24 protein-coding genes and 2 tRNA genes are annotated in these 25,485 nt (G+C 56.7%); 13 read left to right on the top strand and 13 right to left on the bottom strand.

From position 1 onward, the window contains the following. Positions 1 to 32 precede the first annotated feature (32 nt). A complete protein-coding gene (locus GWA01_RS02945) occupies positions 33 to 599 on the bottom strand; it encodes a TlpA disulfide reductase family protein (protein ID WP_146793850.1) in 567 nt (188 codons plus the stop codon). A 15-nt stretch (positions 600 to 614) separates the two neighbouring features. Between GWA01_RS02945 and argH the strand changes: the two genes are divergently transcribed. Both argH and lptM read left to right on the top strand, forming a co-directional pair. Beyond that, positions 615 to 2,060 (top strand): argininosuccinate lyase, encoded by a 1,446-nt coding sequence (argH, locus tag GWA01_RS02940; protein WP_146793848.1) that lies wholly within the window; start codon positions 615 to 617, stop codon positions 2,058 to 2,060. Continuing rightward, positions 2,057 to 2,182, top strand: a complete 126-nt coding sequence (gene lptM, locus GWA01_RS02935) for an LPS translocon maturation chaperone LptM (protein WP_146793846.1) — start codon at positions 2,057 to 2,059, stop codon at positions 2,180 to 2,182. Before argH ends, lptM begins: the two co-directional genes overlap by 4 nt. A 28-nt stretch (positions 2,183 to 2,210) precedes the next feature. On the opposite strand, the gene gluQRS is transcribed toward lptM, so the two are convergent. Beyond that, complete coding sequence (gene gluQRS, locus GWA01_RS02930; RefSeq protein WP_146793843.1) at positions 2,211 to 3,041, bottom strand: tRNA glutamyl-Q(34) synthetase GluQRS; 831 nt, start codon at positions 3,039 to 3,041, stop codon at positions 2,211 to 2,213. 145 nt (positions 3,042 to 3,186) lie between these two features. Here gluQRS and GWA01_RS02925 point away from each other — a divergent pair, with 145 nt between their 5' ends. Both GWA01_RS02925 and GWA01_RS02920 read left to right on the top strand, forming a co-directional pair. Continuing rightward, positions 3,187 to 3,756, top strand: a complete 570-nt coding sequence (locus GWA01_RS02925; RefSeq protein WP_186819488.1) for an HNH endonuclease — start codon at positions 3,187 to 3,189, stop codon at positions 3,754 to 3,756. Between the two features lie 41 nt (positions 3,757 to 3,797). Continuing rightward, positions 3,798 to 4,223: a CHRD domain-containing protein gene (locus tag GWA01_RS02920; RefSeq protein ID WP_186819436.1), complete on the top strand. Its 426-nt coding sequence runs from the start codon at positions 3,798 to 3,800 to the stop codon at positions 4,221 to 4,223. Between the two features lie 95 nt (positions 4,224 to 4,318). On the opposite strand, the gene guaA is transcribed toward GWA01_RS02920, so the two are convergent. Then, positions 4,319 to 5,914: a glutamine-hydrolyzing GMP synthase gene (gene guaA, locus GWA01_RS02915; protein ID WP_146793839.1), complete on the bottom strand. Its 1,596-nt coding sequence runs from the start codon at positions 5,912 to 5,914 to the stop codon at positions 4,319 to 4,321. 101 nt (positions 5,915 to 6,015) lie between these two features. Here guaA and GWA01_RS02910 point away from each other — a divergent pair, with 101 nt between their 5' ends. The 3 genes from GWA01_RS02910 (at position 6,016) to GWA01_RS02900 (ending at position 6,654) form a co-directional block, all read left to right on the top strand. Then, positions 6,016 to 6,390: a hypothetical protein gene (locus GWA01_RS02910; RefSeq protein ID WP_146793837.1), complete on the top strand. Its 375-nt coding sequence runs from the start codon at positions 6,016 to 6,018 to the stop codon at positions 6,388 to 6,390. Between the two features lie 70 nt (positions 6,391 to 6,460). Next, a tRNA-Arg gene (locus GWA01_RS02905) sits at positions 6,461 to 6,537 on the top strand. Positions 6,538 to 6,577: 40 nt separating this feature from the next. After that, positions 6,578 to 6,654 (top strand) — tRNA-Arg (locus tag GWA01_RS02900). 19 nt (positions 6,655 to 6,673) lie between these two features. On the opposite strand, the gene GWA01_RS02895 is transcribed toward GWA01_RS02900, so the two are convergent. From GWA01_RS02895 to GWA01_RS02885, 3 genes are all read right to left on the bottom strand, one after another. Further along, positions 6,674 to 7,108: a response regulator gene (locus GWA01_RS02895; RefSeq protein WP_146793835.1), complete on the bottom strand. Its 435-nt coding sequence runs from the start codon at positions 7,106 to 7,108 to the stop codon at positions 6,674 to 6,676. Between the two features lie 139 nt (positions 7,109 to 7,247). After that, the gene (locus tag GWA01_RS02890) at positions 7,248 to 7,943 is read right to left on the bottom strand and encodes a trypsin-like serine peptidase (protein ID WP_146793833.1); all 696 of its coding nucleotides are present in this window, start codon (positions 7,941 to 7,943) and stop codon (positions 7,248 to 7,250) included. Continuing rightward, positions 7,940 to 8,332, bottom strand: a complete 393-nt coding sequence (locus GWA01_RS02885) for a cytidine deaminase (protein WP_211583893.1) — start codon at positions 8,330 to 8,332, stop codon at positions 7,940 to 7,942. The genes GWA01_RS02890 and GWA01_RS02885 overlap by 4 nt, the downstream gene beginning before the upstream one ends. A 66-nt stretch (positions 8,333 to 8,398) precedes the next feature. Between GWA01_RS02885 and lysA the strand changes: the two genes are divergently transcribed. Together lysA and GWA01_RS02875 are read left to right on the top strand one after the other, a co-directional pair. Further along, positions 8,399 to 9,727, top strand: a complete 1,329-nt coding sequence (lysA, locus tag GWA01_RS02880; protein ID WP_146793829.1) for a diaminopimelate decarboxylase — start codon at positions 8,399 to 8,401, stop codon at positions 9,725 to 9,727. After that, the gene (locus tag GWA01_RS02875) at positions 9,720 to 12,395 is read left to right on the top strand and encodes a DUF4175 domain-containing protein (protein ID WP_146793827.1); all 2,676 of its coding nucleotides are present in this window, start codon (positions 9,720 to 9,722) and stop codon (positions 12,393 to 12,395) included. Before lysA ends, GWA01_RS02875 begins: the two co-directional genes overlap by 8 nt. A 58-nt stretch (positions 12,396 to 12,453) precedes the next feature. Here the strand turns inward: GWA01_RS02875 and GWA01_RS02870 are convergent, their stop codons facing one another. The 6 genes from GWA01_RS02870 to GWA01_RS02845 form a co-directional block, all read right to left on the bottom strand. Further along, a complete protein-coding gene (locus GWA01_RS02870) occupies positions 12,454 to 13,140 on the bottom strand; it encodes an HAD family acid phosphatase (protein ID WP_146793825.1) in 687 nt (228 codons plus the stop codon). Next, positions 13,137 to 14,279: an MFS transporter gene (locus tag GWA01_RS02865; RefSeq protein WP_146793823.1), complete on the bottom strand. Its 1,143-nt coding sequence runs from the start codon at positions 14,277 to 14,279 to the stop codon at positions 13,137 to 13,139. The genes GWA01_RS02870 and GWA01_RS02865 overlap by 4 nt, the downstream gene beginning before the upstream one ends. 80 nt (positions 14,280 to 14,359) lie before the next feature. Further along, positions 14,360 to 15,148: a CDP-diacylglycerol diphosphatase gene (locus tag GWA01_RS02860; protein ID WP_146793821.1), complete on the bottom strand. Its 789-nt coding sequence runs from the start codon at positions 15,146 to 15,148 to the stop codon at positions 14,360 to 14,362. Continuing rightward, positions 15,145 to 16,623 (bottom strand): Ppx/GppA family phosphatase, encoded by a 1,479-nt coding sequence (locus GWA01_RS02855; RefSeq protein ID WP_146793819.1) that lies wholly within the window; start codon positions 16,621 to 16,623, stop codon positions 15,145 to 15,147. The genes GWA01_RS02860 and GWA01_RS02855 overlap by 4 nt, the downstream gene beginning before the upstream one ends. 6 nt (positions 16,624 to 16,629) lie before the next feature. Further along, the gene (locus GWA01_RS02850; protein ID WP_186819435.1) at positions 16,630 to 18,933 is read right to left on the bottom strand and encodes an RNA degradosome polyphosphate kinase; all 2,304 of its coding nucleotides are present in this window, start codon (positions 18,931 to 18,933) and stop codon (positions 16,630 to 16,632) included. 84 nt (positions 18,934 to 19,017) lie between these two features. After that, positions 19,018 to 19,719, bottom strand: a complete 702-nt coding sequence (locus GWA01_RS02845) for a DnaA/Hda family protein (protein ID WP_146793815.1) — start codon at positions 19,717 to 19,719, stop codon at positions 19,018 to 19,020. Between the two features lie 100 nt (positions 19,720 to 19,819). Between GWA01_RS02845 and purM the strand changes: the two genes are divergently transcribed. Both purM and purN read left to right on the top strand, forming a co-directional pair. Further along, positions 19,820 to 20,881 carry a phosphoribosylformylglycinamidine cyclo-ligase gene (gene purM / locus GWA01_RS02840; RefSeq protein WP_146793813.1) on the top strand — a complete coding sequence of 354 codons (1,062 nt, stop codon included), beginning with the start codon at positions 19,820 to 19,822 and terminating at the stop codon, positions 20,879 to 20,881. Then, positions 20,878 to 21,471: a phosphoribosylglycinamide formyltransferase gene (gene purN, locus GWA01_RS02835; protein WP_146793811.1), complete on the top strand. Its 594-nt coding sequence runs from the start codon at positions 20,878 to 20,880 to the stop codon at positions 21,469 to 21,471. The genes purM and purN overlap by 4 nt, the downstream gene beginning before the upstream one ends. A 72-nt stretch (positions 21,472 to 21,543) precedes the next feature. On the opposite strand, the gene ndk is transcribed toward purN, so the two are convergent. Continuing rightward, positions 21,544 to 21,966, bottom strand: a complete 423-nt coding sequence (gene ndk, locus GWA01_RS02830) for a nucleoside-diphosphate kinase (RefSeq protein WP_146793809.1) — start codon at positions 21,964 to 21,966, stop codon at positions 21,544 to 21,546. Positions 21,967 to 22,082: 116 nt separating this feature from the next. Here ndk and GWA01_RS02825 point away from each other — a divergent pair, with 116 nt between their 5' ends. Next, positions 22,083 to 23,999 carry an ABC-F family ATP-binding cassette domain-containing protein gene (locus tag GWA01_RS02825; RefSeq protein ID WP_146793807.1) on the top strand — a complete coding sequence of 639 codons (1,917 nt, stop codon included), beginning with the start codon at positions 22,083 to 22,085 and terminating at the stop codon, positions 23,997 to 23,999. A gap of 175 nt (positions 24,000 to 24,174) precedes the next feature. Then, positions 24,175 to 25,332, top strand: a complete 1,158-nt coding sequence (locus GWA01_RS02820) for an AI-2E family transporter (protein ID WP_146793805.1) — start codon at positions 24,175 to 24,177, stop codon at positions 25,330 to 25,332. Positions 25,333 to 25,485: the final 153 nt, after the last annotated feature.

Here is a 25,485-nt window from a genome sequence, read left to right as displayed (position 1 = left end):
TTGAAATTCAATGATATTTAGAGTTTAAAAAATCAGTTTCCCGCACTCGCCAGAATGGCCTGATACTGAGCCATCGCGTCCGGCGCTGCCCAATCAATCCCACCTTCAGAAGTTGCCCGAACCAGACCTTTGGCATCGATCAGAAATGTGACCGGGATCGCAAATTGCGGGGTACCCAGCCATTCCTTGAATTTGTGCTTGTCGATGGTCCAAGCGGGAAGATGAGACAGCCCGGCTTTCTTGAGAAAGGCGTCCACTTTTTCAGGCGCACCACTATCTACAGCAACAGGGATGATCGCAGGGCTCTGGAGCTTCGCATAAAAGGCATCAAGCTGCGGGAGTTCGCGCTTGCACGGCCCGCACCATGTCGCCCACACATGAAGCAGGAACGGCTTTCCACGCTGCGCTGTCAGACTTCCGATGTTACCATCTGGCCCGCTCAACTGCAGATCAACAGGCGACAGGCGAGGCTTCCCCGCTTTCAAGGTCTGGAGTTTTGCAACATCCTCCGCTTGAGCGGAATTGCACAGGAAACCGCCCGCGGTTAGGGTTGCGGCTCCTAAGAGAAGGGTTCGACGGTCGATCTGCTTCTGACTCATAGTTATATGGCTAACATGAAAAACGTTCCTGTCGAGAAAGAAACAGAAGCTGCGGCAGCTTTTGAAGGCACCGCCGCAAACCCCCAGTGGGGCGGCCGTTTTGCTTCAGGCCCCGCCGCAATTATGAGCGAAATCAACGCGTCCATCGGTTTTGATCGCATTCTGTGGCGTCAGGATATCCGCGGCTCACTCGCGCACGCGGCCATGCTCCAGAAAGTCGGCCTGCTGACACAAACCGAAGAAAACGAAATCCGTCAGGGCCTTGGAGACATCGCAGGCGAGATTGCAGAAGGCCGTTTTGAATTCTCCACTGCCCTCGAAGACATTCACATGAACATCGAGGCCCGTCTTTCGGATCGCATCGGTGAAGCCGGAAAACGCCTGCACACCGCGCGCTCGCGCAATGATCAGGTTGCCACGGATTTCCGCCTCTGGGTGCGCGATGCCATTGACGGCATTCAGGGCCAGACCCAATCGCTCATGCGTACCCTCGCGAAACGCGCGCTTGAATTTTATTCCACGCCAATGCCTGGCTTCACACATCTTCAGGTCGCACAGCCTGTCACGTTCGGGCACCACCTGCTTGCGTATGTTGAGATGCTTGCACGTGACAGCGGCCGTCTCGCAGATGCACGCACACGCATGAATGAGTGCCCGCTTGGCTCGGCAGCACTAGCAGGAACGTCGTTCCCGATTGACCGCCGCATGACCGCAGGCGCTCTGGATTTCGACCGCCCAACAGCCAATTCGCTCGATGCAGTCTCAGACCGCGACTTTGCACTGGAATATTTGTCAGCGCTTTCCATTCAGGCCATGCACCTTTCCCGCCTTGCGGAAGAAATCGTGCAATGGGCTTCTGCGCCATTCGGGTTCGTGCGTCTCTCTGACGCATTTACGACCGGCTCCTCCATCATGCCGCAGAAACGCAATCCGGACGCCGCAGAACTGGTCCGTGCCAAGATCGGCCGGATCATGGGTAATCTGGTCGGCCTGCTGACGGTCATGAAAGGCCTTCCTCTCGCCTATGCGAAAGACACCCAGGAAGACAAAGAGCCTGTATTTGACGCCACGGAAGCCATGACACTTTGCCTGGCGGCCATGGACGGCATGATCCGTGACCTTCAGCCCAACGCAGACCGTATGCGCGAAGTGGCAGGCATGGGGTTCTCAACAGCCACCGATCTGGCAGATTGGCTGGTGCGCGAACTCCGCGTCCCCTTCCGCACCGCGCATCACGTCACCGGGCGACTGGTAGGCCTGGCCGAGGAAAAAGGATGCGATCTTTCTGATCTGTCTCTCGCAGAAATGCAGGCCGTAGAAAAAGATATCAATGCATCCGTCTTTGATGTTCTGACCGTGGAGGCTTCTTTGGCCTCGCGCACCAGCGAAGGTGGCACGGCACCAGCAAACGTCCGCCAGCAGGCAGAAAGCTGGCTTGCTCGCCTTGGAGAGTCTGCATGAAAAATATTCTTCTGATAGGCGCAATGGCGCTCGCCTTGGCTGCATGCGGGAAAAAGGGCTCTCCTCACCCCCCCGGCCCAGCAGAGGACATCACCTATCCACAGACCTATCCGCCCGAATAATTGTTGTGAGGGAACCTTTAGTGCTCCCTCATTCCCCAAAAGCCTTAAGCACGAGTGGATGGCGCAGGACCTCGTCGGCACTCCACCCATTTGTACGCAGATGCGAAACCCCTTCCGCATTCTCCCGCTTTGAGAGCTTCTTGCCGTTCTCGTCCATGACGAGCGGATGATGGGCATAGTGTGGCTCTGACCAGCCCATCAATTCCTGCAGAACGCGATGGACAGACGTCGCCTCATAAAGGTCCCTACCGCGCGTAACGCAAGTAATATCCTGTAGGGCATCATCGTGTGTAACACACAGATGATAGGATACGCCGTTATCCCTTCGCCCCAGAACAATATCTCCGAACTCATGCGCACGCCCGGCGATGCGCCCCTGCCCGACCTCATGCCAGTCAGGGACCTCCTGCAAGACATCAAGCGCACGTGCCATGTTCAACCGCCATACAGGTGTTCTGTCCCGCCCTTCCGGCCCTGCGCACCGACATCGCCCAGAATAAACAGTACTACCATCTGGCGCATCCAGCACTGAATCACGCTCAATATCTGAACGTGTGCAAAAACATGGATACAAAAGATTTCTTTCTTTCAGATTTTCCAGAACCTTTTGATACTCTGAAAAATGCTGTGACTGCTGACGAATACATTCGCTAGATTGAAATCCCAACCAGTCCAGATCCGCATGCAGTGCGTCTATATGAGGCTGAATACATCGGGTGCCATCAATATCCTCGATACGAATCAGAAACTCTCCACCTGTACCCGCCATTTTCCGAGCATGAAGCGCCGAAACGACATGCCCCAGGTGAAGCAACCCGGTTGGGCTGGGAGCGAAACGTGTTCTCCTTTTTCTTGTCATAACACCGTCATTATCGGCTGCTTGCTAAAGGTCAAGTTTACTGGAATAGTCTCGTTGAAGAAGCCGACGACGCATGTTCCCAGGCGTTTCTACAGTTACTTTTGCTGACGCTGGTTCCCCGCATGTGTCGTCCTTTGAAGAAAGGATGCGTGTGGTGTCGGTTGGTTCCCAGCATTTCCCGGCTCTGGTGCTGAATGCAGATTTTCGGCCTTTATCTTATTTTCCACTATCACTCTGGTCGTGGCAGGAAGCGATGAAGGCTGTTTTTCTTGAACGTGTGTCGGTCATCTCCGAATACGACAATTTTGTTCACTCCCCGAGCCAAACTTTTCGCCTTCCAAGCGTCATTGCCCTCAAAGACTATATTCCCGCGGCGCGGAAACCTGCATTCACCCGCTTCAACGTATTCCTGCGGGATAACTTTTCATGCCAGTACTGCCACGACAGACTGCCCACACATGAACTGACTTTTGATCATGTTATTCCCCGCGCTCGAGGTGGGAAAACAACGTGGGAAAACGTAGTGACAGCATGCAGTCCCTGCAATCTCCTAAAGGGCTCCAAGTTACCGTCCGAACTTGGCATGCACCCTCACAGACGGCCCGTGCAGCCAAGTAGCAGGCGCCTTCAGGAAAACGGCCGGACTTTCCCTCCAAATTATCTACACGAAAGCTGGCGCGATTATCTTTACTGGAATACCGAACTGGAAACCTGACCGTGGCGTTAGCTGGGCTCTCCATCCAGGGAACCAGAACCATGCGTAAGAGAACATCCACACTGTTCCTGTCCACGGTCTTCACAGCCGGCCTCATGAGCACCTCAGCTTTCGCTGATACAGTCCATTTGCAGGGGAAGTTTCAGCCCGAGCATGGAGCAGATAGTCCGATCACGGGCCAGGTCTCCGCAGAGCTCGACACGACAGAGCGCACGCTTTCCTTCCATCTCGATAATGACCATCTGAGCGGCCCGATCACCGCAGCACATCTTCATGGCCCGGCGACACCCGACAAGGAAGCAGGCGTTCTTGTGCCAATTCTCAAGCCTTACGGCATAGAAATGCATGGTCTTCTTCACCTTTCCGCCGAACAGGTCAGCGAAGTGAAAAGCGGAAAAACATACATTAACCTCCACACCGCCAAATATCCTGCAGGCGAGGCACGGGCCCAGTTGACGACAAACTGACTAAAAACCGCTGTCATCTAACTAAAGAAAAAGCCTGCATCCGGGTGGATGCAGGCTTTTGAAATCAGATCAGAAACGATTTCCCGAACGCGGAATCATTCCCACTCGATCGTGCCCGGAGGCTTGGACGTAATATCGTAGGTTACGCGATTGACGCCGCGCACTTCATTGACAATACGGCCCGCAACCCGATTAAGGAACGCGAAGTCGAACGGATAGACTTCCGCCGTCATGCCATCCGTGCTGGTCACTGCACGCAGAGCACATGCCTGATCGTAGGTACGGCTGTCTCCCATAACGCCCACCGTGCGGACTGGAAGCAGAACCGCAAATGCCTGCCAGATTGCATCATAAAGGCCAGCACGCCGGATCTCTTCGAGGTAGATCGTGTCGACCTTCCGCAGCAGATCCAGCTTCTCACGCGTGATGTCACCCGGAATACGAATCGCAAGCCCCGGGCCCGGGAAGGGATGGCGGCCAACGATATGCTCGGGGATACCAAGCTCACGGCCAAGCTCACGGACCTCATCCTTGAACAGCTCACGAAGCGGCTCGACGAGCTTCATGTTCATACGGTCAGGCAGGCCGCCAACGTTATGGTGCGACTTGATAGTTACGGACGGCCCGCCGGAGAAACTCACGCTCTCAATAACATCCGGGTACAGCGTACCCTGAGCCAGGAACTGTGCACCACCAAGCTTTGCAGCTTCCTGTTCAAAGACTTCGATAAACAGGCGGCCGATCGTCTTGCGCTTGATCTCGGGGTCCTTGACGCCAGCAAGAGCGTCGAGAAACAGATCCGATGCATCGCGATGAACCAGACGTATATTGAATCGGCCACGGAATGTGGACACGACTTCTTCCGCCTCCCCCGCACGCAGGATACCTGGATCGACGAAAATGCAGGTAAGCTGGTCGCCAATTGCGTCATGGATCAGCTTGGCAGCAACAGAACTGTCAACGCCGCCTGACAGCCCACAGATCACTCGACCCGTACCAACCTGCTGGCGGATGCGGGCAATTTCGAGATCCCGGAAACCGGCCATCGTCCACTTGCCATCACAACCCGCAACGCCGTGAGTGAAATTGCGGATCAGTGCAGCACCGTGCGGTGTGTGGACCACTTCGGGGTGGAACTGCACGCCGTAGAGACGTCGGCCCTCATCCGCGATGATTGCGAAAGGTGCGCCTTCCGAATGAGCTACCGCCCGGAAGCCGGGCGGTAGTTTCGTCACGCGATCGCCATGGCTCATCCAGACCTGCTCACGGTGACCGCGTGCCCAGACGCCCCGGAACAGGGAGCAGTCTTCTGCGATCTCGATATGAGCGCGCCCAAACTCGCGATGCTCGTGCGTTTCAACAAGGCCGCCAAGCTTCTGGCACATGGCCTGCTGGCCGTAGCAGATTCCCAGCACGGGAAGGTTCAACGCGAATACAACATCCGGAATCGGGGGCGCATTCTCATCATGAACGCTGGCCGGGCTACCGGAGAGGATAATGCCACGCGCCTTGAAGGCACGGATTTTCTCTTCAGTCGCCGTAAACGGCCAGATTTCACAATACACACCACTTTCGCGCACACGACGTGCGATGAGCTGTGTGACCTGACTGCCGAAATCCAGAATAAGGATGCGGTCTTCGTGTAGTGTTTCGTCCAGTTTCTCGACGGTGCTGGCGTCTTGCTGCGTCAACGTCTTGGCCTCGCGTTCCGGTTCATGGTGCCTTTTGTGGCTCTCCTATAAGGTAGTGCATCGTCTGCGTCATCCATTCTCCATCACAGGACAGGGACAACATGCGCCCGATTGCACTTTTTGCCTTTTCACTGACCGCTTTTCTCTCTGCCTGCGCCACCCAGGACCCAGGGCAGGACCCGACAGGCACATGGGTTGGAAGCCTGATCGCCGATCAGGGCACCTGCCCCACGTCCCTGACATCCACTCTCAGGATTCGCGGTAAAGAAATCATGTTTACCCCCGGAGACAGCTCGAAGGTCCTTCGCGGAACCTATGTCCATGGCTCGAACCATTATCATGCCGAGCTTATCGAGCAGGATATGAACCACCATGCGACGCCGCTTGTCTTTAACGGATATCCGGTCGGGCAAGCCATCGGCGGCATTTATGGTTCGAATGCGTGCAGGGCACACATCACGATGACGCGTCGGTAAAAAAGATAAAAGAAAATGCATTGAGGGGGTTGCGGGGTCCGGAAAGAACTTCTAAAAGCCCCCTCAACAAGCACCCGTAGCTCAACTGGATAGAGCACCAGACTACGAATCTGGGGGTTAGAGGTTCAAGTCCTTTCGGGTGCACCATCATCTCACAATAAAGCTGAGATGATTACAATGTGAATATGCACCCGTAGCTCAACTGGATAGAGCACCAGACTACGAATCTGGGGGTTAGAGGTTCAAGTCCTTTCGGGTGCACCACATTTCATTTTCCTAAAATTTAGTGCGCGACCTGTTCCAGGCAGCTATATACGTCGTCCCAGCGATATGGCTTGGAAAGAAATCTGCTATGTGATGGCAGCGCGCTTTTGTCGGCGATCATTGTACCCGATGTCAGCACAACACCCACCGGGGGCCAGCGCCCCTCGATTATCTGTGCCAAAGCAAGGCCATTTATTCTGCCGGGCATATTGATATCGGAAAATACCAGACGGATTTCGGGATTATGCTCCAGAATTTCCATCGCCTCATCTGCACTGCCAGCAAGACACGTGCCATACCCCGCTTCTCCCAGCATATCTGCAGCCAGAAAACGAAGAAGCGGCTGATCTTCAACCACCAGAACTATATTCGAAGGTTTGTTGGAAAGAACCCCAGCATGCCCGCCTTGCAAGCGTACAGCAGGTGAGTACTCCTTTCCGGTAATGGCACGCATCGAACATATCTCCAGAATTTGAAATTGCGGAGACACAGCAATGTCTCGTTCGCAACCAACGCTCAATTTATGAATATGTTCGAAAGCAGCTTGAATATTCTTTTGTCAGCAGAAGCCATATAGCGGAGGCGCTGGCTCTCTACTGCGGAAGCGAAACCGCCAGCCCGCCGGCGCCAGAGCCCGCTAAAATAGCTATTCCACCAATTCCCCAAACATTCCTGTTTCGCACGAGTAAGGGAGCACCACTTACGCCGTGCGTGCCTTCGCAATTATGACGGATCAGCCCTCCCTGCGCCGGTGCGAGAACATGGCAATGCGTATCTGCGAATACGACTTCCGCCCTGTCCTGCTGATAGCCTGCCAACATCGACGCCTCCCCTTTTTTCGCTTGAAAAGTGGGCAGGAGACGAGATGCCTCAATTACGGGGCGATCCAAAATGAGAGTTGCCCGATCAAGAGAGGCACTGGCTGCTTCTTGAAACGGATCATACCCCGCACTGATAATGACGCGCACGGCCTGTGCATGGACCGAATAGGACCCACGCTGATATTCGGCCAGAAAATGAACATCTTGCGGCTGAATGAAGCGACCGGTTGCGGGTAGCCAGAGACAGTGAGCTGCAGTCATGACGACGGAAGGAGCGACTGCAAACCCAGTGCAGCGGCTTCCGAGCGAGGTCTGTACACGACCCAAAATCCACCAGGGAGCGTGATGTACATCCACCACCTCCCTACGCGGCGCATCTCCTAGCCCAGGACGAACAGCACAATATCCTGCATTCAAAGGTGCACCCAGCGTTAGAATAAATAACGCCAGATACAGGGGGATCTTCACCCCAGATGGTCCGGCCCGAATGCATCAGGCAACAATTGTGCAAGTGTCCGGGTCATGAGCAGAGCTCCCTGCCTGTTGATCATGTGAATTTTCAGATCAGGCAGACCGAACTCACGCAGCTTCTGTCGGCATCCACCGCATGGCGTGCAGGGCTGATCACCGTCACCGACGATCACGATTTCCTCGATCCGACGCCCACCGGACGCAACCATGAGTGAGATAGCACCACCCTCGGCACATGTTCCAAGCGGATAAGCTGCATTTTCGACATTGCAACCAGCATAGACAACCCCCTCACATCGGAGGGCCGCCCCCACATGAAAGTTCGAATAAGGCGCATAAGCCCGGCTCTGGACTTCAAGCGCAGCGCGCACGAGATCATTATTCATAATTACAAACCCTATCGGGAGACGCGACGTCTTGGAAGCAGGCTCATGGAGAGATACGGTGTCAGGATGAACGCGCAGTCCCCCGACCCGGCTCTGGCCGACCTCCTCGCCTCCCGTCCCTCTCTTCAGACGGATGTGCGCGACGGCCTCATGTTCGAAGGCGTGCCTCTGCATGTCATCGCGGCAGCCGTTGGAACTCCATGCTGGATCACGGGAGCAGGAACGCTGCGCCGCCGTGCAGACAGCCTGAGGGCTGCGTTCGAAGCACGGCACCTGCCTGTCAGCTTTCATTTCGCCGTAAAATCACAGGATCATCAGGCAACACTCACCATGCTCCACCAATGCGGTTATGGTGCGGATATCGTCAGTGGTGGCGAGATGAAGCGGGCGCTTGCCGCGGGAATACCAGCAGCGAACATCGTGTTTTCAGGCGTTGGAAAAACCGATGCTGAACTGCGTATGGCCGTCGAACAGGATATCGCGCAGGTCAATGTCGAGAGCGTTGAAGAATTATACCGGCTTGATCAGATTGCCGGATCCATGGGCCGGGTTGCCCGGGCCGCACTGAGGGTCAACCCGGATGTTGACGCCAACACGCATGATAAAATCAGCACCGGGCGCGCGGGAGACAAGTTCGGGATCGAACATGCCCGTGCTGTCTCACTCTACAGCGAAGCGAGCGGATTGCGCTCCATAAAGCTCGTCGGACTGGCGGTACATCTTGGCAGCCAGATGCTCACTGCACAGCCTTTCCGTCTGGGCTACCAGCGTCTGGCGGACATGGTCCGTGAAATTCGCTCTTTCGGCGGTATTGTCGAATCGATTGATTGTGGCGGAGGCCTTGGCATCCGCTACCGCGACGAGACTGCCCCTGCACCGGAAATGCTGGCAGGCGTGATCGCCGAGACCCTCGGTGACCTTGATGTACGCCTGAGCGTGGAGCCAGGCCGATGGCTTTCCGCCCCTACGGGAATTTTGCTTTCACGTGTCATTGAAACGAAAGCCGGAAATCCGGAATTCGTAGTGATTGACGCAGCAATGAACGATTTGATGCGTCCTGCGCTTTATGATTCCTGGCATGGCATCCTGCCTGTCGCTCCACAGCATTTCACGGCACCTGTTTCGCCGCGTGATGTGGTAGGACCTGTCTGTGAAAGCAGCGATATCTTCGCCCGTGACCGCGCATTACCCGACCTCGAACGCGGAGACCTTGTCGCGTTGCTCGATACCGGCGCGTATGGTGCTGTGATGAGCTCGACATATAACAGTCGACCTTTCGCAACACAGGTTATGGTAGATGACCACCGCTGGCAGATCATCCGTGAGCGTCAGACTGTTGAAGAACTGATTGCCGCGGAGAGCGTGCCCGACTGGATTAAGCCTCGAAATGCCTGAGACGCACACAGCCACGTTCCGCCTCGCAGCCCTGCGTCAACGCGCACGACGCGTTCTGTGGATTGAACGCGCGTGGATTCCGATGCGTTGGCCGCTTCTGCTTCTGGCGCTTTACATTCTGGCCGCACTTGCGCGCCTGCCGCAGTCCCTGCCGGACTGGTTGCATCTTGTTGTTGAGGCTGGCTTTATCGGAAGTGCTGGCTGGCTGGCAGTCCGTGGGCTGAGAAAAATTCCTTCGGCTTCTGATGCTCTCGCAGACCGCCGGATCGAGCGTGACTCGCATCTAGCCTATCAGCCTCTCATGACCCTCACCGATCGCCCTGCCTACGCAGGATCGGGCGAACAATCGGCGGTATGGTCGCGCCACGTAGAGCGCGTTACCGCGGCTCTTCCGCCCCTCCGCGTTGCTCTGCCGCGTCCACCCATGACGCCTTCTGAAAGGGCCGCCACTTATATCGTGCCAGTGGCCATTGCTATGGCCGCCCTGCTTGCTGGTCATCACACGCCATCCCGACTGCACGCCGGGTTCATTCCGGGCGTGGACGATGACAGCGTCCCCCTGCCCCAGATCCAGGCCTGGATAGACCGCCCATCCTATGCCGCGGGTGCGCCAGTGTTTTTGTCATCTGGCGTGCAGACGGGGACGATCAAAGTTCCTGAAGGCGCCACGCTCAATGCTACGATAACGGCATCTCACGGGCGTCCGGCACTTCACGGCGTCAGCTCCGTGATCCGGAGCCGTCTCGATCAGCAGAGCTGGAACGAACATGGCACACTGGAAAAAAGCGGCACCATCACCCTGACGGCACGTGGCCGGACATTAGGCTCGTGGCGCGTCACGGTCGAACCAGACCTACCCCCCGTCGTAACGTGGGATGGCAAGCCAGGCCCTCAAAAAGATGACTGGCGCACAGGTCTGCCATGGCAGGTTCGCCAGGCTTATGGTGTGGCATCGCTCGAAGTCGAAATAACCATTCCTGGATCTCTGCGGGTACTCCGCGTGCCGATCCAGCTCGACGGTCAGCCCAAAGATGCCAAGGGCCTCGCCAGACCTGACCTTTCATCAGATGCTTTTGCTGGCATGATGGTTGAAGGCCGCCTGCATGCGAAAAGCATTTCAGGGCGAGAGAGCTATAGCGACAAGGTGAAATTCCGGATCGGTGAGCGCAAGTTTTCCGACCCACTGGCACGCGCACTGATTGCGCTGCGGCGACGGTTGATACTCTCTCACGAACACACGTCACAAGCATCGGAAGAATTGAAACTTCTTACCCAAACCACCAACGTACATGGCGTCTGGGCAACGATGGGGCTGGCAATCGCTTCTCTACAGCCGGACGCACCAGACGGTTCAGCACTCGAGGTTCCGGGAATTCTATGGTCCCTCTCCCTGTATCTGGACGATCTTAAGCGCGACGGTCCTGAGATCGCAGAGGCCGCTGCAGAAGTCCGTTCCGCTCAGGCAGGCGTACAGCAGCAACTCGACCACATGCAGTCAATGGGCGAAAAAGGCCATTCCCTTGCGGAGCAGGAAGAGCTCCAACGCAGAACCCAGGCACTGAAAGATGCGCTCAATCATCGCATGCAGCTTCTATTCCAGCGGGCAGCACAAAGCGGGATCATGATGCCGCAATCAGGGCAAAATTCTGCAGACCCTTGGTCTGATGAAATGCGGAGGCTCCAGTCCGATGCTTCACAGGGCCATGGTGACGAAGCCCTGAGACGCCTTCAGCAGATGGAAGACATGGCCGAGCACATGCGTCAGGCCACCCCACAGGACCTCAAGGCTCTGGCGGCGCAGATGAAGGCGCAGGCAGAAGCACGGGCGCAACGTGCGACGCTGCATGACATTATTCATCGCGAGACTGGCCTTCTGGACCACACGCAGGCTCGCCTGAACGCTGCACGCAAAGCTGCGGCCCCTCCAGCAGATCAGCAGGATAGCGGCAGAGACATCAGCCAGATGTCCACGGCAGACCTGCTCCGTCAGTTGGGAATGCAGCCCCCACCCGGGATGCCTGATACTTCTGCATCCAAGCCTCCTGCTCCTACCGATCCGGCAACAGTGGCAGCACAAGGCACGGAACGCCGCGAAGACCACGCGATCCAGCGCGCACTCGGTCAGGTTGATGATATTCTGGATCGACACGTGAAAGATCTGACTGGCAAGGAAGCAAAATCACTTTCCAAAGCGCGTGACGATATGAGAACGGCACGTAAAGCTCTTGCAGATCGCCATGATGATCAGGCGCAGACGGCCGAGCAGAAAGTCCTCGCTGACCTGGCGGATGCAGGTAAGGAGATGCGCCAGAGTCAGCAATCCAAATCCTCAAGCGGAGGCGGTGGTGGCCTGAGCTTTATCCCATCTATGGGATCTGGTTCGGGGAGTGGCCAGCAAAAGGGTGCCGCAGGAAAAAGTGGCGATGATGGCGATCAACCTCAGGCTGGGGATGATGACGGCAGCGACGATGACCAGAAGGATCAGGACCCTCTGGGCCGGAAGCTTGGAGAAGGAAGCAAGGGCAAGGACTCAGACGCCCACATTCCTGACAAGAACGCACGCGACAGGGCGCGCGATATCGAGCGTGAATTGCGCCGCCGCGCCTCTGATCGCACGCGCCCCCAGAGCGAACTGGATTATCTCGAACGACTTCTGAAGTCTTTCTAAGCACAAAAAAGCCCCGGAAATCCGGGGCTTTTTTATTAGCTATGCCGTTTAGGCAGCTTCAGGGAACACGATAAAACGGGTTGGGCAGAAGAAATGTATGCTCGGCATGTCCACCAGTCAGATCAGATGGCTGATCTCCGAGGCTCTCTACGATCGTATAGCCTTTGGCCTCGATACTTGCGCGGGTGGGAGTCTTGTAGGCTCCTGCACGCACATGGGAATCATCCGGGCGAAGATAGAGACCATCCCACCGCGGGATACCGGCAGCACGTAGATTGCGCTCTGTGGCAGCACGCTCGTTCTCATGACGTCCCGTAACGAAAAATACCGCTACATGCTGGTTGTAGGCGTCTTCGATCAGGGCTCGGGTTGAAACGAAAGCAGGCGCGCGACCGCTCTGCTCCCAGGCAACTGCCCCGCATGGCCCCTTTGGGAGGCTGTCACATGGACCATTGGGAATGTAGCCAAAATCATCAGCCCGGATTTCATCCCAGTTGGAGAGTGTTGTCTCGTCAATATCGAGCACAATCGCAGGTTTGCGAGTATGCGCAGCATCACGGGCGAGCGTCTGACGCGCCTGCAATATCACAGCATCGAAATCCCGCTGATAGTCTCCGCTGTCATGATACGCTCGTGCGGTCATAATGGCATCGCCAACGTTGGACGGCTGTTCAGCATAAGCTGTGACCGGCGTCAGGACTGACAGGGCCAGCACTCCGATGGGAAATAGAGAAGATCGGATCATGGGGGTGCCACCTTTCTTGAAATAAGGACAAGCGCAACGCCCAGAAAAGCGAGGGCAGTTCCGATAATGGAAACACCTGCATATCCCAGTCCCTCAGAAAGCGCGATGCCGCCAAGTGCAGCGCCAAGCGCATTGCCCATATTAAACGCGCCAATATTTACCGAGGACGCAAGTCCAGGCGCTTCATGGGCAGCCTGCATCACGCGCATCTGCAATGCGGGCATCAAAGCAAACGTGGCCGCGCCAAAAAGCAGCGTTCCGATCAGGGCACCGGGGACAGTCTGCGCCATCCATGGAAATGCCAGCATAACAATCGCAAGGATGGGGAAAAACAGCAGCAGACTTCCGTCGAGAGAGCGATCCGCAGACCGGCCGCCTATGGCATTTCCGATCGAGAAACCAACCCCGGTCAGCATCAGTGCCACCGTGATGACAGCCGCGCTAGCGTGGGTGATGTGCTGGAGGATGGGTGCAATATAGGTGTAGAGCACGAACATTGCCCCTGCACCGATAGCTGTTGTCAGAAGCGCAAGAACCACATTTCCACGGACGAGAACCTTCAGCTCGCTCATCGCATCCGGAGGGGTTCCCGCTTCACGGTTCGGGATAGCCGTCTGGACCGCGATTATCGTCAACAGGCCGAGCGCAACCGTGGCCAGAAACGCCATATGCCAGCCAAGCTGCGTACCAAGCCACGTTGCCAACGGTACACCAAAAATATTGGCGACGGTGAGGCCCATGAACATGCTCGCAACAGCACTCGCGCGCTTTTCGGCAGGAACCGAAAGAGAGGCTTCAATTGCACCAAGCCCGAAGAAAGCACCATGCGCAAGACTGGTCAGAACCCGAGACACGAGCAGGAGATCATAGGTGTTTGCAACAGCCGAAAGCAGGTTGCCTGCAACGTATAATCCCATAAGAAAAATAAGGGCATGTTTGCGTCGCACACGGCCGAGAGCGAGTGTAATGATCGGAGCACCGACCATGACCCCCACGGCATAGGCTGTAACGAGCCCACCCGCTGTAGGAACTGAAACCTGAAGACCATGGGCAATAACGGGCAAAAGTCCCATTGGCATGAACTCGGTCGTACCAATGGCAAACGCGCCAACAGCCAGCGCAAAAAGAGGCCAGTTCACATGGTTTCTCCGGAGGTTATTTAGTTCGACTTTTATCGAATATCTCACCTCCGGAAGATCATGACAATCCTTTGCAGGACTTACATAGTCCCCATTCCTGAGGAGTGTTCCATGTTATCCATATCCATCTGACCCATATGTGCAGGGTCGGCAATCAGGCACTTGTGGTCCTGAAGTTCCTCACCTGATGCTCGGTCCAGACCATGGGCAACATCGTCCAGAAGGATGAATCCGCCCTTGGGGGCCGGGGTCACAAACAGCGTATGCACGGACATGTCATCTGCATGCAGTACTTTGAAAGGCGATGGCTCCAGAGACTGCACAATGCGTGCCCGATAAAGATGTCCCATGAGGGAAACAGTGGACCAGTCTTGGCCAAACCAGTTCTTGGCCAGTTCCGTTTTAACGTACGGCTTCATGCAATCAATGTGGATATGCAACTGGTCCTGAGACCTGCCCCACCGCGAGTTGATGGCAAGAGACATATCCGCATCTGGAACATCATAGCCATATGCTTTGGATACACGACCGCGCTCAGCCCAAGCCTCAGCAAAATAATTAGGACTGTCAGCCTGCAAGAGCGCTGGGCTTTCAACACCGGGAATACGCTTCGTAGGGATCAAAAGATACTGGCCGTGCCCGTACAGATCCTTGAGCAGCGCATAGCCATCCTGCGGATCATAGACAGCACAGGGCTTGTGATCGGAATCCTTGGCGCAACGCGTACCAACAATTTCCCAGAGCTTGTTTCTGTCGTGATGGCCGAACTTCGAACATGCCGAAACTCCAAACCCCAGCATGAGCTCCACAGCCAACAATCCACCGATGCGAAATGCCCGCTTTGTTCGGATATTAATCTTGATGGTCATTCCTCCCTGACCTGCCACTCCAGCTTCATCGCAGCTGCCAGGCGCTCAAAGCGGCGACGCACCGCACTTCCTGCGGCACGAACGCTTCGCGCACCCAGCGTCAGGACAAGTTTATTATCTTCCACAAACAGACGGCACTCTTCCAGAAGTTCTACCGTTCCGCCGCACAGCGTATAGGCCAGACGCAGTGCAAGCCCCAGACGGACCGCACGTTCGATCTCAACCTTCGTCAACAAACGTCTAGATGGTTCAATCAGCGGGGCATCCATCTGCACTTCATAACGCACAGCAAGCGTCAACCCGATGAAGGCACGCGCTGGATGATCAAAACCAACGCCATGACTGCGCAGGATACGCTGGTAAGTCTGCTCCGTTCTGTATTCCGGGTGATCATAGGAGCCAATATCCGAGAGCGTACATGTCAGAGTGCGCAGACGCTTCTGCTGGGGAGTTTCGTCCTCGAAAAGTGCAGCAGTCCAGCCCACCAACGCATGGGAAAGAGACATACTCCGCGCCAAACGCCCTGCGGTTTCCTCTGCCAAAGCGGTCATCGGGTCCTGTTGCGCGACTGATTCTGCGACGTGGCGCATGTACCACCCTTCCCGCAGGCCATCGACACTGAACACGACTTTGGAAGGACGTACTTTTTCCATCAAACGGCGAAGTACCGTCGCCGCAAACGGCGCATCCGCCAGACGCTTGCGTGGAGCACCCGGCAGTTTTTCGAGTGTTCGTCTGGGGGCGGCAATGATCCAGTCCGCCATTTCGCGCGCTTCGCCCTCAGACATCGAAAAGAGGTGAACGAGGCTGAGCGGATATTGTGTTCGGGCAATCTGAAGCCGGGCCAGAGCGCGGAACGCACCACCGACAAGATATAGCGGGCGCCCCGTCATGCCTTGCAGCCATTTTACGTCACCAAGCTGCTCATCAGCGATCAGTGCTGCGCTCTCGATGCTTCCCTCTGCGCGATCATGCAGGCGGATAACGCCAAGCTTGGTGCTGACGGCTTCAAAATACTGACCGTCAGCGACATGGATAAGCTCCATGGAGCCACCACCGATATCAGCGACAAGCCCATTGGCCTCCGGCAGACCACACAGCACTCCTCGCGCGGCATAATCTGCTTCTTCTTCTCCATTCAGAACACGAATGGGAACACCGGGCATGCGGGCCCGGATGGCCGCCACGAAATCCGGGCCATTTGTGGCGTCCCGGACGGCTGCGGTGGCGAGAACTTCAAAAGGCTCGGCGCGCATCGCACGAGCCACTGTATGAAAGCGCCCCAGCACATCCATTGCCAGCGCAACGCCTGCCTCGTTCAGTCGGCCCGATGCATCGAGTCCCCTGCCCAGCTTGAGCGTGACCTTCTCGTTGAAGATCGGAACAGGGTTACGTGTGATTCCCTCGAAGACAACAAGCCGAACAGAGTTTGAGCCAAGGTCAACAATGGCGGACCGCTGTGCAGGTGTGGACATAGAAACTCAGTCTTCCAAAATCCGGTCGGGCCGTTCGCGGGGGCGATGAGCCTCAGGGAGGGCCTTCTCCCGCGCAGCCGAACCCCGACCCGAGAGAGAAGGATTGTTCATGAAATAATCATGAGCTGAGAACGGGTGTGCCCCAGGTGAGACGCGATGCCAACGCCCATCTCGCGACAGCGTCCAGCTCTGCATGTTGTCCTTGATGTCCATCGTCATGATCTGCCCGAGAATCTGGGCATGAACCGTGGCGTTTGTGATCGGCACCATGGACTCCACACGCCAGTCCATGTTGCGAAGCATCCAGTCGGCAGAGGAAATGAAAACCTTCGCCTTGTGCGATGGCATCCGGTGTCCATTTCCAAAAGCGAATACCCGTGCATGCTCAAGGAAACGGCCTACAATCGACTTGATTTCAATGTTGTCGGACAGGCCGGGAACACCCGGTCGCAGGCAGCAGATGCCGCGAATGATGCCAATCACCTTCACACCGGCGCGGGAGGCCTCGTACAGAAGATCGATCAGTTCAGCATCAACGAGGCTGTTCATTTTCAGCCAGATTTTCGCAGGCTTGCCTGCCTTCGCAAACGCAATCTCTTCACGAATCAATGATTCGAGAGTCGAACGAATAGTGATGGGCGAGAAGGACAGCGCGTCCATTTTAGCGGGCGTTGCATATCCGGTCATGTAATTGAACAGACGTGCCGAATCTGAAGCCAGCTTTGGGTCGCAGGTGAAAAAGGATAGATCCGTATAAACGCGTGCCGTGATCGGGTGGTAATTGCCTGTTCCGAAATGGGCGTAGGACCTCAGCACCTGACCCTCCCGACGAACAACAAGGCTGAGCTTTGCATGCGTTTTCAGATGCGCGAACCCAAAGACAACCTGCACGCCTGCCGATTCAAGCGCACGTGCAAGGCGAATATTGGCCTCCTCATCAAAGCGCGCGCGCAGTTCAACCATGGCCGTAACGGATTTCCCTGACTCCGCTGCCTCGATGAGCGCCCGGACGATCGGGCTGTCGCGTGAAGTGCGATAAAGCGTCTGCTTGATGGCCAGAACATTCGGATCAAGAGCTGCCTGATGAAGGAACTGCACGACCACATCAAAGCTCTCGAACGGATGATGGACAACAATGTCCTTCGCCCGGATCGCGGCAAAGCAATCGCCATCATAATCGAGAACGCGTTCCGGAAAGCGCGGCGTGTATGGAGGAAACACCAGATCTGGCCGGTCATCAACGATGAGCTGCTTTAGATCTACCACACCCACGATATCCGGCAGCACCGCGACGTCTTCATCCGCCACGCCAAGCTCTTCGCCCATTTCACGACCAAGCGTTTCAGGCAGTTTGCTGTCGAGCGCCAGATGAATGCCAACCCCCCGACGACGCTGCTTGAGCGCCGTCTCGTAGGAGCGGACGAGATCTTCCGCCTCATCCTCAAACTCGACATCCGTATCACGGATGATTCGCAGAACACCCGCGGCACCGATTGCCAGCCCCGGAAAAAGACGGTCTGCAAACAGGATGATCAGATCTTCAAGCAGAACAAAGCGCGCCTGATCCGGTGTCTCATCCCCTTCCCGCACCCGCGAAGGCAGCCGCATGAAACGCGGTACCTGCGCTGGCATGAGAATCAGGCCGTCCATCACATGCGTGCCAGTCCCGGGATCTTTCAGGCGCATGACGAGCGCCAGACCCATGTTCGGAATAAATGGCAACGGATGTGAGGGATCGACAGCAAGCGGTGTCAGGACTGGAAAGATGCGCTCATCAAAAAGAGTGGCAAGCTGTGTACGATCCACCTCATCCAGCGAATCGGGCGGCAGGATAACGATGCCGGCCGTCTGAAGCTCTGCACGCAGACCCCGCCAGACGCGCTGCTGTTCCTGCAGAAGATACCGCGCCTTGCCGCGAACCGCAGTCAGCTGTTGTGCGGGCGTTGCACCGTCTGGGCTACGAATGACCGTGCCTTCGCGGACCTGCCCCACAAGACCCGCAACACGAACCGAGTAGAATTCGTCAAGGTTGCTGGCGCTGATGGATAGGAAGCGAACGCGCTCAAGCAGCGGATTACGAGGGCTTTCCGCTTCCTCGATGACACGCTGATTAAAATCCAGCCAGGACAGCTCCCGATTGATAAAACGTGCCGGAGAGGTTGGCATGTCTGCATAATCGGCAGCATTGCTGACAGAGGTCCGGCGCCGTCTGGCCCGCGTGGCCCCTGCGCTGATTGTCCCTTCGCTCGGCTTGCGGACCGTGCGGCGCCGTGAAACGCGAGCGATGGGTTTATCGTCTTCAGTAGCCACGGAAACCTTACCCAAGTTATCATTTATCGAAACAGGATCATGTGCCCTGTGTGGCGTGTCAAACGTCTGTTTTGTGTCACAACATCAGATATCTGACGTCAGGAGGTCTGCCAGGACCTCTTGTGCAAGCGCGCGCGTGATTGGAACGCCACGAGCCAACGCTGCCTGATCAAGTTGCTCCACCGCGCAGACAAGCGCTTTTCCGGTGCGAGGCAGGTGCCGCCAGAGCCAGTCTGTCACAGGCTGGGATACAACGAGTTGACGGTCCGCCAGAAGAGAAAGCAGCAACGTCGCGCGCAGGGCGTCTTCGGGCTCACCAGTTGCGGTCGTGGCCGTGGCACGCAGGCGACTGGCCAGATCGGGCAGCATGAAATGCGTGCGTGATGGCGGCAGACGTCCCACCATCAGAACACGCTCTGCATGGGAATGTGCATCATTGAGCAAATGAAGCATCGTGACCTCATCTGCTGGCGAATCGGCGTTGTCGATGGCGAGATTACCCTGAACCTGCAGGCGCGCGCCCGGAGAACGGACAAAAAGGCGCGCATCAACCACCGTCGCATTGTGTTTTGTTGCCCACATTGAAAGCAGGTGTGTTTTCCCCGTCCCAGAAGGCCCCCACAGCCATAATCTCTGATCTGGCCAATGTGGACGCGCTATCCAGGCCCGCGCCGCCGCATTGGACGGACCGGGAATAAAGCGCTCAACCGTCAGGGCACTGCTGCGCTGCAACCCAAGCACCAACTGCTCCGCCGGGATGGTCTTTCCGATCTCCTGTTCAACCATTGCAGACCCTTCCCTGCCGTTACGCCTTCAAACAGGCGTTCCGCCCGCGCGCAGGATGCTCTAGAACGGCGACACGTCAACCAGCCGAGAGTTTCCGACCATGACCGACCAGCCCAATCTCCCGCAAGGTGCCAGCTATGCACAGGCCGGCGTCGATATTGAAGCCGGAGATGCACTGGTCGATGCGATCAAGCCTGCTGCCAAGGCAACGAACCGTCCGGGAACAATGGGTGGCCTTGGTGGCTTCGGTGCATTGTTCGATCTGAAGGCCGCAGGATTTACCGATCCCGTACTCGTCAGTTGCACCGATGGTGTGGGCACAAAGCTCATGGTCGCGATTGAAGCAGGCAAGCATGACGAAGTCGGTGTCGATCTCGTGGCAATGTGCGTCAACGATCTCGTCGTGCAGGGCGCAACACCGCTGTTCTTTCTGGATTATCTCGCCACGGGGAAGCTCTCCATTCAGGATGCCGCAACCGTCGTTCAGGGCATCGCACGCGCATGCTCGGAGTCAGGTTGTGCGCTCGTTGGCGGGGAAACAGCCGAGATGCCAGGCATGTATGCGCCGGGCCACTACGATCTCGCAGGTTTCAGTGTTGGTGCGGCAGAACGTGGCAGCCTTCTTCCCGCAGGGATCCGTGAAGGTGACACTCTGATCGGCCTTGCCTCTTCCGGAGTGCATTCCAACGGATTCTCACTGGTTCGGGAAGTCGTGCGGCGCTCGGGTCTGAGTTGGAGCGATGCTGCGCCGTTTGAAAGCGGCAAAACACTCGGAGAAGCCCTCCTGACGCCCACAAAGCTTTATGTAACCACCGTCCTCAACCTGCACGCCAAAGGCCTTCTGCATGGCTGTGCACACATTACGGGTGGCGGCCTTCCCGGCAATCTCCCACGCGTGTTGCCGGAAGGGCTGGGTGTACGCATCGACGGCGCTTCATGGGACATTCCCGCCGTATTCAAATGGCTGGCAGCGACCGGTCAGGTTGCAGCCGACGAAATGCTGCGCGTTTTCAACTGTGGTATCGGCATGGTTCTCGTAACTTCCGAGCCGGAAAAGGTTCTTGAGGAACTGGCAGCCAACGGCGAAAGCGGCGTGCGTATGGGCGAAATCGTTCGTTCCGAAAACACCTACGAGCTCACGGCACCCGTCTCTTTCGCATGATCCACAAAACTCCCATCGCCGTACTCATCAGTGGGCGCGGCAGCAATATGCGTGCGCTCATTGAAGCATGCGCCCGCCCGGATTACCCGGCCCGGATTGTTCTCGTTCTGAGCAATCGGCCGGACGCAGGCGGGCTGGAAGTCGCACGTGAAGCAGGCCTTCCAACGATTGCCATTGATCACAAGGCATTCGGAAAGGACCGTGAGGCACACGAGATCAAAGTTGATGAGGCCATCAAGGCTTCAGGAGCAGAAATCGTCTGCCTTGCGGGATATATGCGCGTTCTCACGCCATATCTGGTGAATGCCTGGCATGGAAAAATGCTGAATATTCACCCAAGCCTGCTACCGGCATTCCCCGGCTTACACACGCATGAAGCGGCCATTGCGGCGGGCGCCAACGAACACGGCTGCACGATCCACTTCGTCACGAGTGGCGTGGATGAAGGCCCCGTTCTGGCTCAGGCGCGCGTGCCCGTATTACCAAGCGACACGCCAGAAACGCTTGCAGCCCGCGTGCTGGAGCAGGAGCACCAGCTTTATCCGCGCGTACTGGCGGATGTCATTTCGCGCCTTCATCCGGGTGTATGACACTCTGGAAATAAAAAAAGGCGCGGTATGAACCGCGCCTTTCCAGAAACCCAGTCGAAAGTTCCGTAGAACTTACGGCAGGATTTCGGTCTCAGCGAAGAAGAATGCAATTTCGTTCTTCGCGTTCTCGAGGCTATCGGAACCATGAACCGAGTTTGCTTCGATGCTTTCTGCATAAAGCTTGCGAACGGTGCCTTCAGCAGCGTCGGCAGGGTTCGTGGCGCCCATCACTTCGCGATGCTTGGCAACTGCGTTCTCACCCTGCAGAACCTGAACAACAACCGGTTCAGCAAGCATGGAAGACACGAGGCTACCGTAGAACGGGCGTTCTGCGTGAACCGCGTAGAAAGCACCAGCCTGCTTCTCGGTCAGCTGAATGCGCTTCTGTGCAACAATGCGCAGGCCAGCGTCTTCGAACACGGCATTGATCTTGCCGGTCAGGTTGCGCTTGGTTGCGTCGGGCTTGATAATGGAGAGCGTGCGCTCGAGAGCCATGTCTCATCTCCTGTCAGGGGTGAACGGTCAAATACCGCCGCTCCCCTAGAGCAAATTTCGCGTTCCTGATAGGTCTGTCGCCGTTTTTTAACTTTCCCCGACCGATCGAGGCGCCCGTGAGCCTGCTCACCATTACCGACCTGACCCTCCGCATCGCCGGCCGCACCCTGCTGGACAATGCTTCCCTCAGCGTGGACCCCGGCCGCAAGATTGGTCTGATCGGGCGCAACGGCGCAGGAAAATCCACACTTCTTGCGGCAATAGCTGGCGACATTGCTCTCGACGGCGGGTCCATAACGCTCTCTGCCCGAGCCACGATGGGCCGCGTAAAACAGGAGACCCCGTCCGGCGAAGCCTCTCTCATAGATACGGTTCTGGAAGGAGACCTGGAACGTACGAGACTGCTTCAGGAATCCGAAACCGCCACAGATCCGGCCCGTATCGCAGATGTGCACGAGCGCTTGATCGCCATTGACGCATACACCGCTCCCGCACGAGCCGGCTCCATTCTGGCTGGGTTGGGTTTCGATCAGGACGCTCAGCTCCGCCCGGTATCGAGCTTTTCGGGCGGCTGGCGCATGCGCGTGGGCCTTGCGACTGCCCTGTTTCTCAATCCAGATCTGCTGCTTCTGGACGAGCCGACCAACCATCTCGATATCGAAGCCACCCTCTGGCTGGAAAGCTGGCTGTCAAAATTCTCCGGTGCAGCGGTAATTGTCAGTCATGACCGATCACTGCTCGATAATACGGTCAACGCGATTGCTCATCTGGACAAAGGCAAATTGAGCCTGACACCCGGCGGTTACGATAATTTCGTACGTATCCGCACAGAACAGGCCCTGCAGCAGAACCGCGCAGCAGAACGCATGGCGGCACAACGCGCACATATGCAGTCATTCGTGGACCGGTTCCGTGCAAAGGCAACAAAGGCTCGTCAGGCGCAGGCACGCCTCAAGGCCCTGGAGCGCCTTCCACAGATCGATTCAGTGGTGGAAGACACCCCGACACGCTTTTCATTCCCGGAACCGCAGCCGCTTCCGCCGCCGATGCTCAGCCTGAACAAGGTCAGCATCGGATATGGCGATCACGTCGTTCTGAAAAATCTGACCCTTCGTATGGATCTGGATGACCGGATTGCACTCCTTGGCCAGAACGGGCGTGGCAAATCGACATTTGCGAAATTACTGGCTGGCCGCCTTGAAGCCATGGCCGGCACTTACACGCACTCACCAAAGCTTAAGATCGGCTATTTCGCCCAGCATCAGGCAGACGAACTTGTTCTGAGCGACACACCGATCGACCACATGAGCCGCGCAATGCCCGACGCGGTTCCGGCGGTCATCCGCGCGCAGCTCGCCCGCTTCGGCCTTGACGCCGATCGCGCAGAGACACGGGTTTCGGAACTTTCTGGCGGCGAAAAAGCGCGTCTTCTGCTCTCCTTGTCCACACGCGAAGCCCCGCATCTTCTGATCCTTGACGAGCCCACCAACCATCTGGATCTCGATGCGCGCGACGCACTGATCAGGGCTCTCTCGGAATTTGAAGGTGCAGTCATTCTCATCAGCCATGACAGCCATCTTGTAGAATCCGTAGCGGACAGGTTCTGGCTCGTGGAAGATGGAACCATCTCGTCATTTGATGGTGACATGGCAGAGTATCGTGCATGGCTGCTCGAACGTGCCCGGCGTGCCCGCGCCGAGAATAACGAACGCAGCAAGGGCGGTGATGGCAGCCGCGAGTCACAATCGCCGCGCCCCTCATCCGCTCAGGCCCGTGCGGACCGCAAGGAACAGACGCGAGCACTTGCTCCCCTGCGCCGCAAGATCAGGGACGCCGAAGACAAGCTGGCCAAGATAGAAAAGGAAAAGCAGAAAATTGAAGCCAAACTCGCGGATCCGAACCTGTATCATTCAGGCGATCCCGGCGAGATCACGTCTTTGAATGTTCATCTGGCTGCATTGAATGCAACACAGGGCACAATCGAGGAAGCATGGCTCGAGGCACAGGCTGAACTGGAGGATGCGTCCCAGTAATACGGGACTGCCTGGGAGAATAATGCCCAAACGCATGCCAACCAATATCGGTGCATGACGTTGTGCTTTCTTCTTACCGATCTTCCAGGGATCACATGACAGAAACCGTCATTGACCCCTCCTCTCATCCCCCATAAGCCGTCTGCACCAGACCATCCGAGGTTGCACACACCCCATGCCCATTTCCTTTACCGATCCGGCCGAGCAAGACGAGCAGGATCCACGCGCACGAGAAATCGCCCGGATCGTGGCACTCCTGCGGATCGTCATCACCGTTACACTGGTTCTGCTGGCAATCTGGCTGATCGGAGATGTGCTGGCCGTCATCTTTGCGTCCGCACTCATGGCTGTGGTTCTGCACGGTCTGGCAAGGCTGCTACGCCGACACCTCAAATTTGTTCCCTATGCCGCCGCAGTTTCGATTGTTGCCGTAGTTATTTTTGCTGCAATCGTGGCTCTCGTCTGGAGCAGTGGACCAGCCATCGGCGATCAGTTTATTCGTCTGAAGGCAGCCCTGATCGCACAGTCCGGTGACATTCGCGGACGCCTTTCCCAGTCAACCGTAGGCCAGATGGTTCTTGATCATTTGCCAAGCACACTGGGTGGAAACGCAAACAGCAATGCCCTGGGATCATTTGGCTCCGGCCTCGCCGGATCTGTCACAGGCCTGCTGAGCGGCGCCTTTGGCCTGCTGGGCACGATTCTCGTAATCCTGATTGCAGGACTCTATTTCGCACTGTCTCCAGCCCTCTATATTGATGGCGTTCTGCGTATTGTTCCCCCGAAGCATCGTGGTGCGGCTCGTGAACTCCTACTAACCGCAGGCTCTACTCTCTGGGCGTGGACAGCAGGTCAGGCTCTGGACATGCTCGTTGTGGGCATTCTTTCCGGTCTGGGTCTGTACATGATTGGCGTGCCCCTTGCCCTGGCACTGGGCGTTGTTGCAGGCCTGATGAACTTCATTCCCTATATTGGTGCTATCATGGGCGCCGTTCCGGCAGTCCTACTTGGCTTGTCACTGGGAACTCATGAAGCGCTGTTCGTCGCGATCCTCTACGTGACCATCCAGTTCTTTGAGGGCAATGTACTCGCACCCTTCATCCAGCGCCGTGCGGTCCATATGCCGCCCGCACTCGCCATTCTTTCACAGACGGTGTTCGGCTCCATACTCGGCATCCCGGGCCTGATCCTCGCTTCTCCGATCACGGCAGCGCTGCTTGCAATGGGAGACAAAGCAACAGCTCCGCTTGAAGACGCAGGTCGCACACAGATCGATGTCGGTGAACTGAGTGAAGAAGAAGTCAAGGAAGCCCGCAAGCGGAAAGAGGACTGATTTTCTATGCCGCCCCGGCTCTATCAACGTAGAGGAGACAGGAGCGGGATCAGTTATCCGGATTTAGTCGACCAGGCTCTTCACGCATGAAGAGCCGCCTCCCCCCCCCCCCCAAAAAAAAGGCGCCCAAACGAAAGGCGCCTTTCAATATCA

The sequence above is a fragment of the Gluconobacter wancherniae NBRC 103581 genome, from assembly GCF_007988885.1.
Lineage (GTDB): Bacteria > Pseudomonadota > Alphaproteobacteria > Acetobacterales > Acetobacteraceae > Gluconobacter > Gluconobacter wancherniae.
The sequence above is the reverse complement of the archived record's forward strand: the minus strand, read 5'-3'. Positions and strand labels throughout refer to the sequence as shown.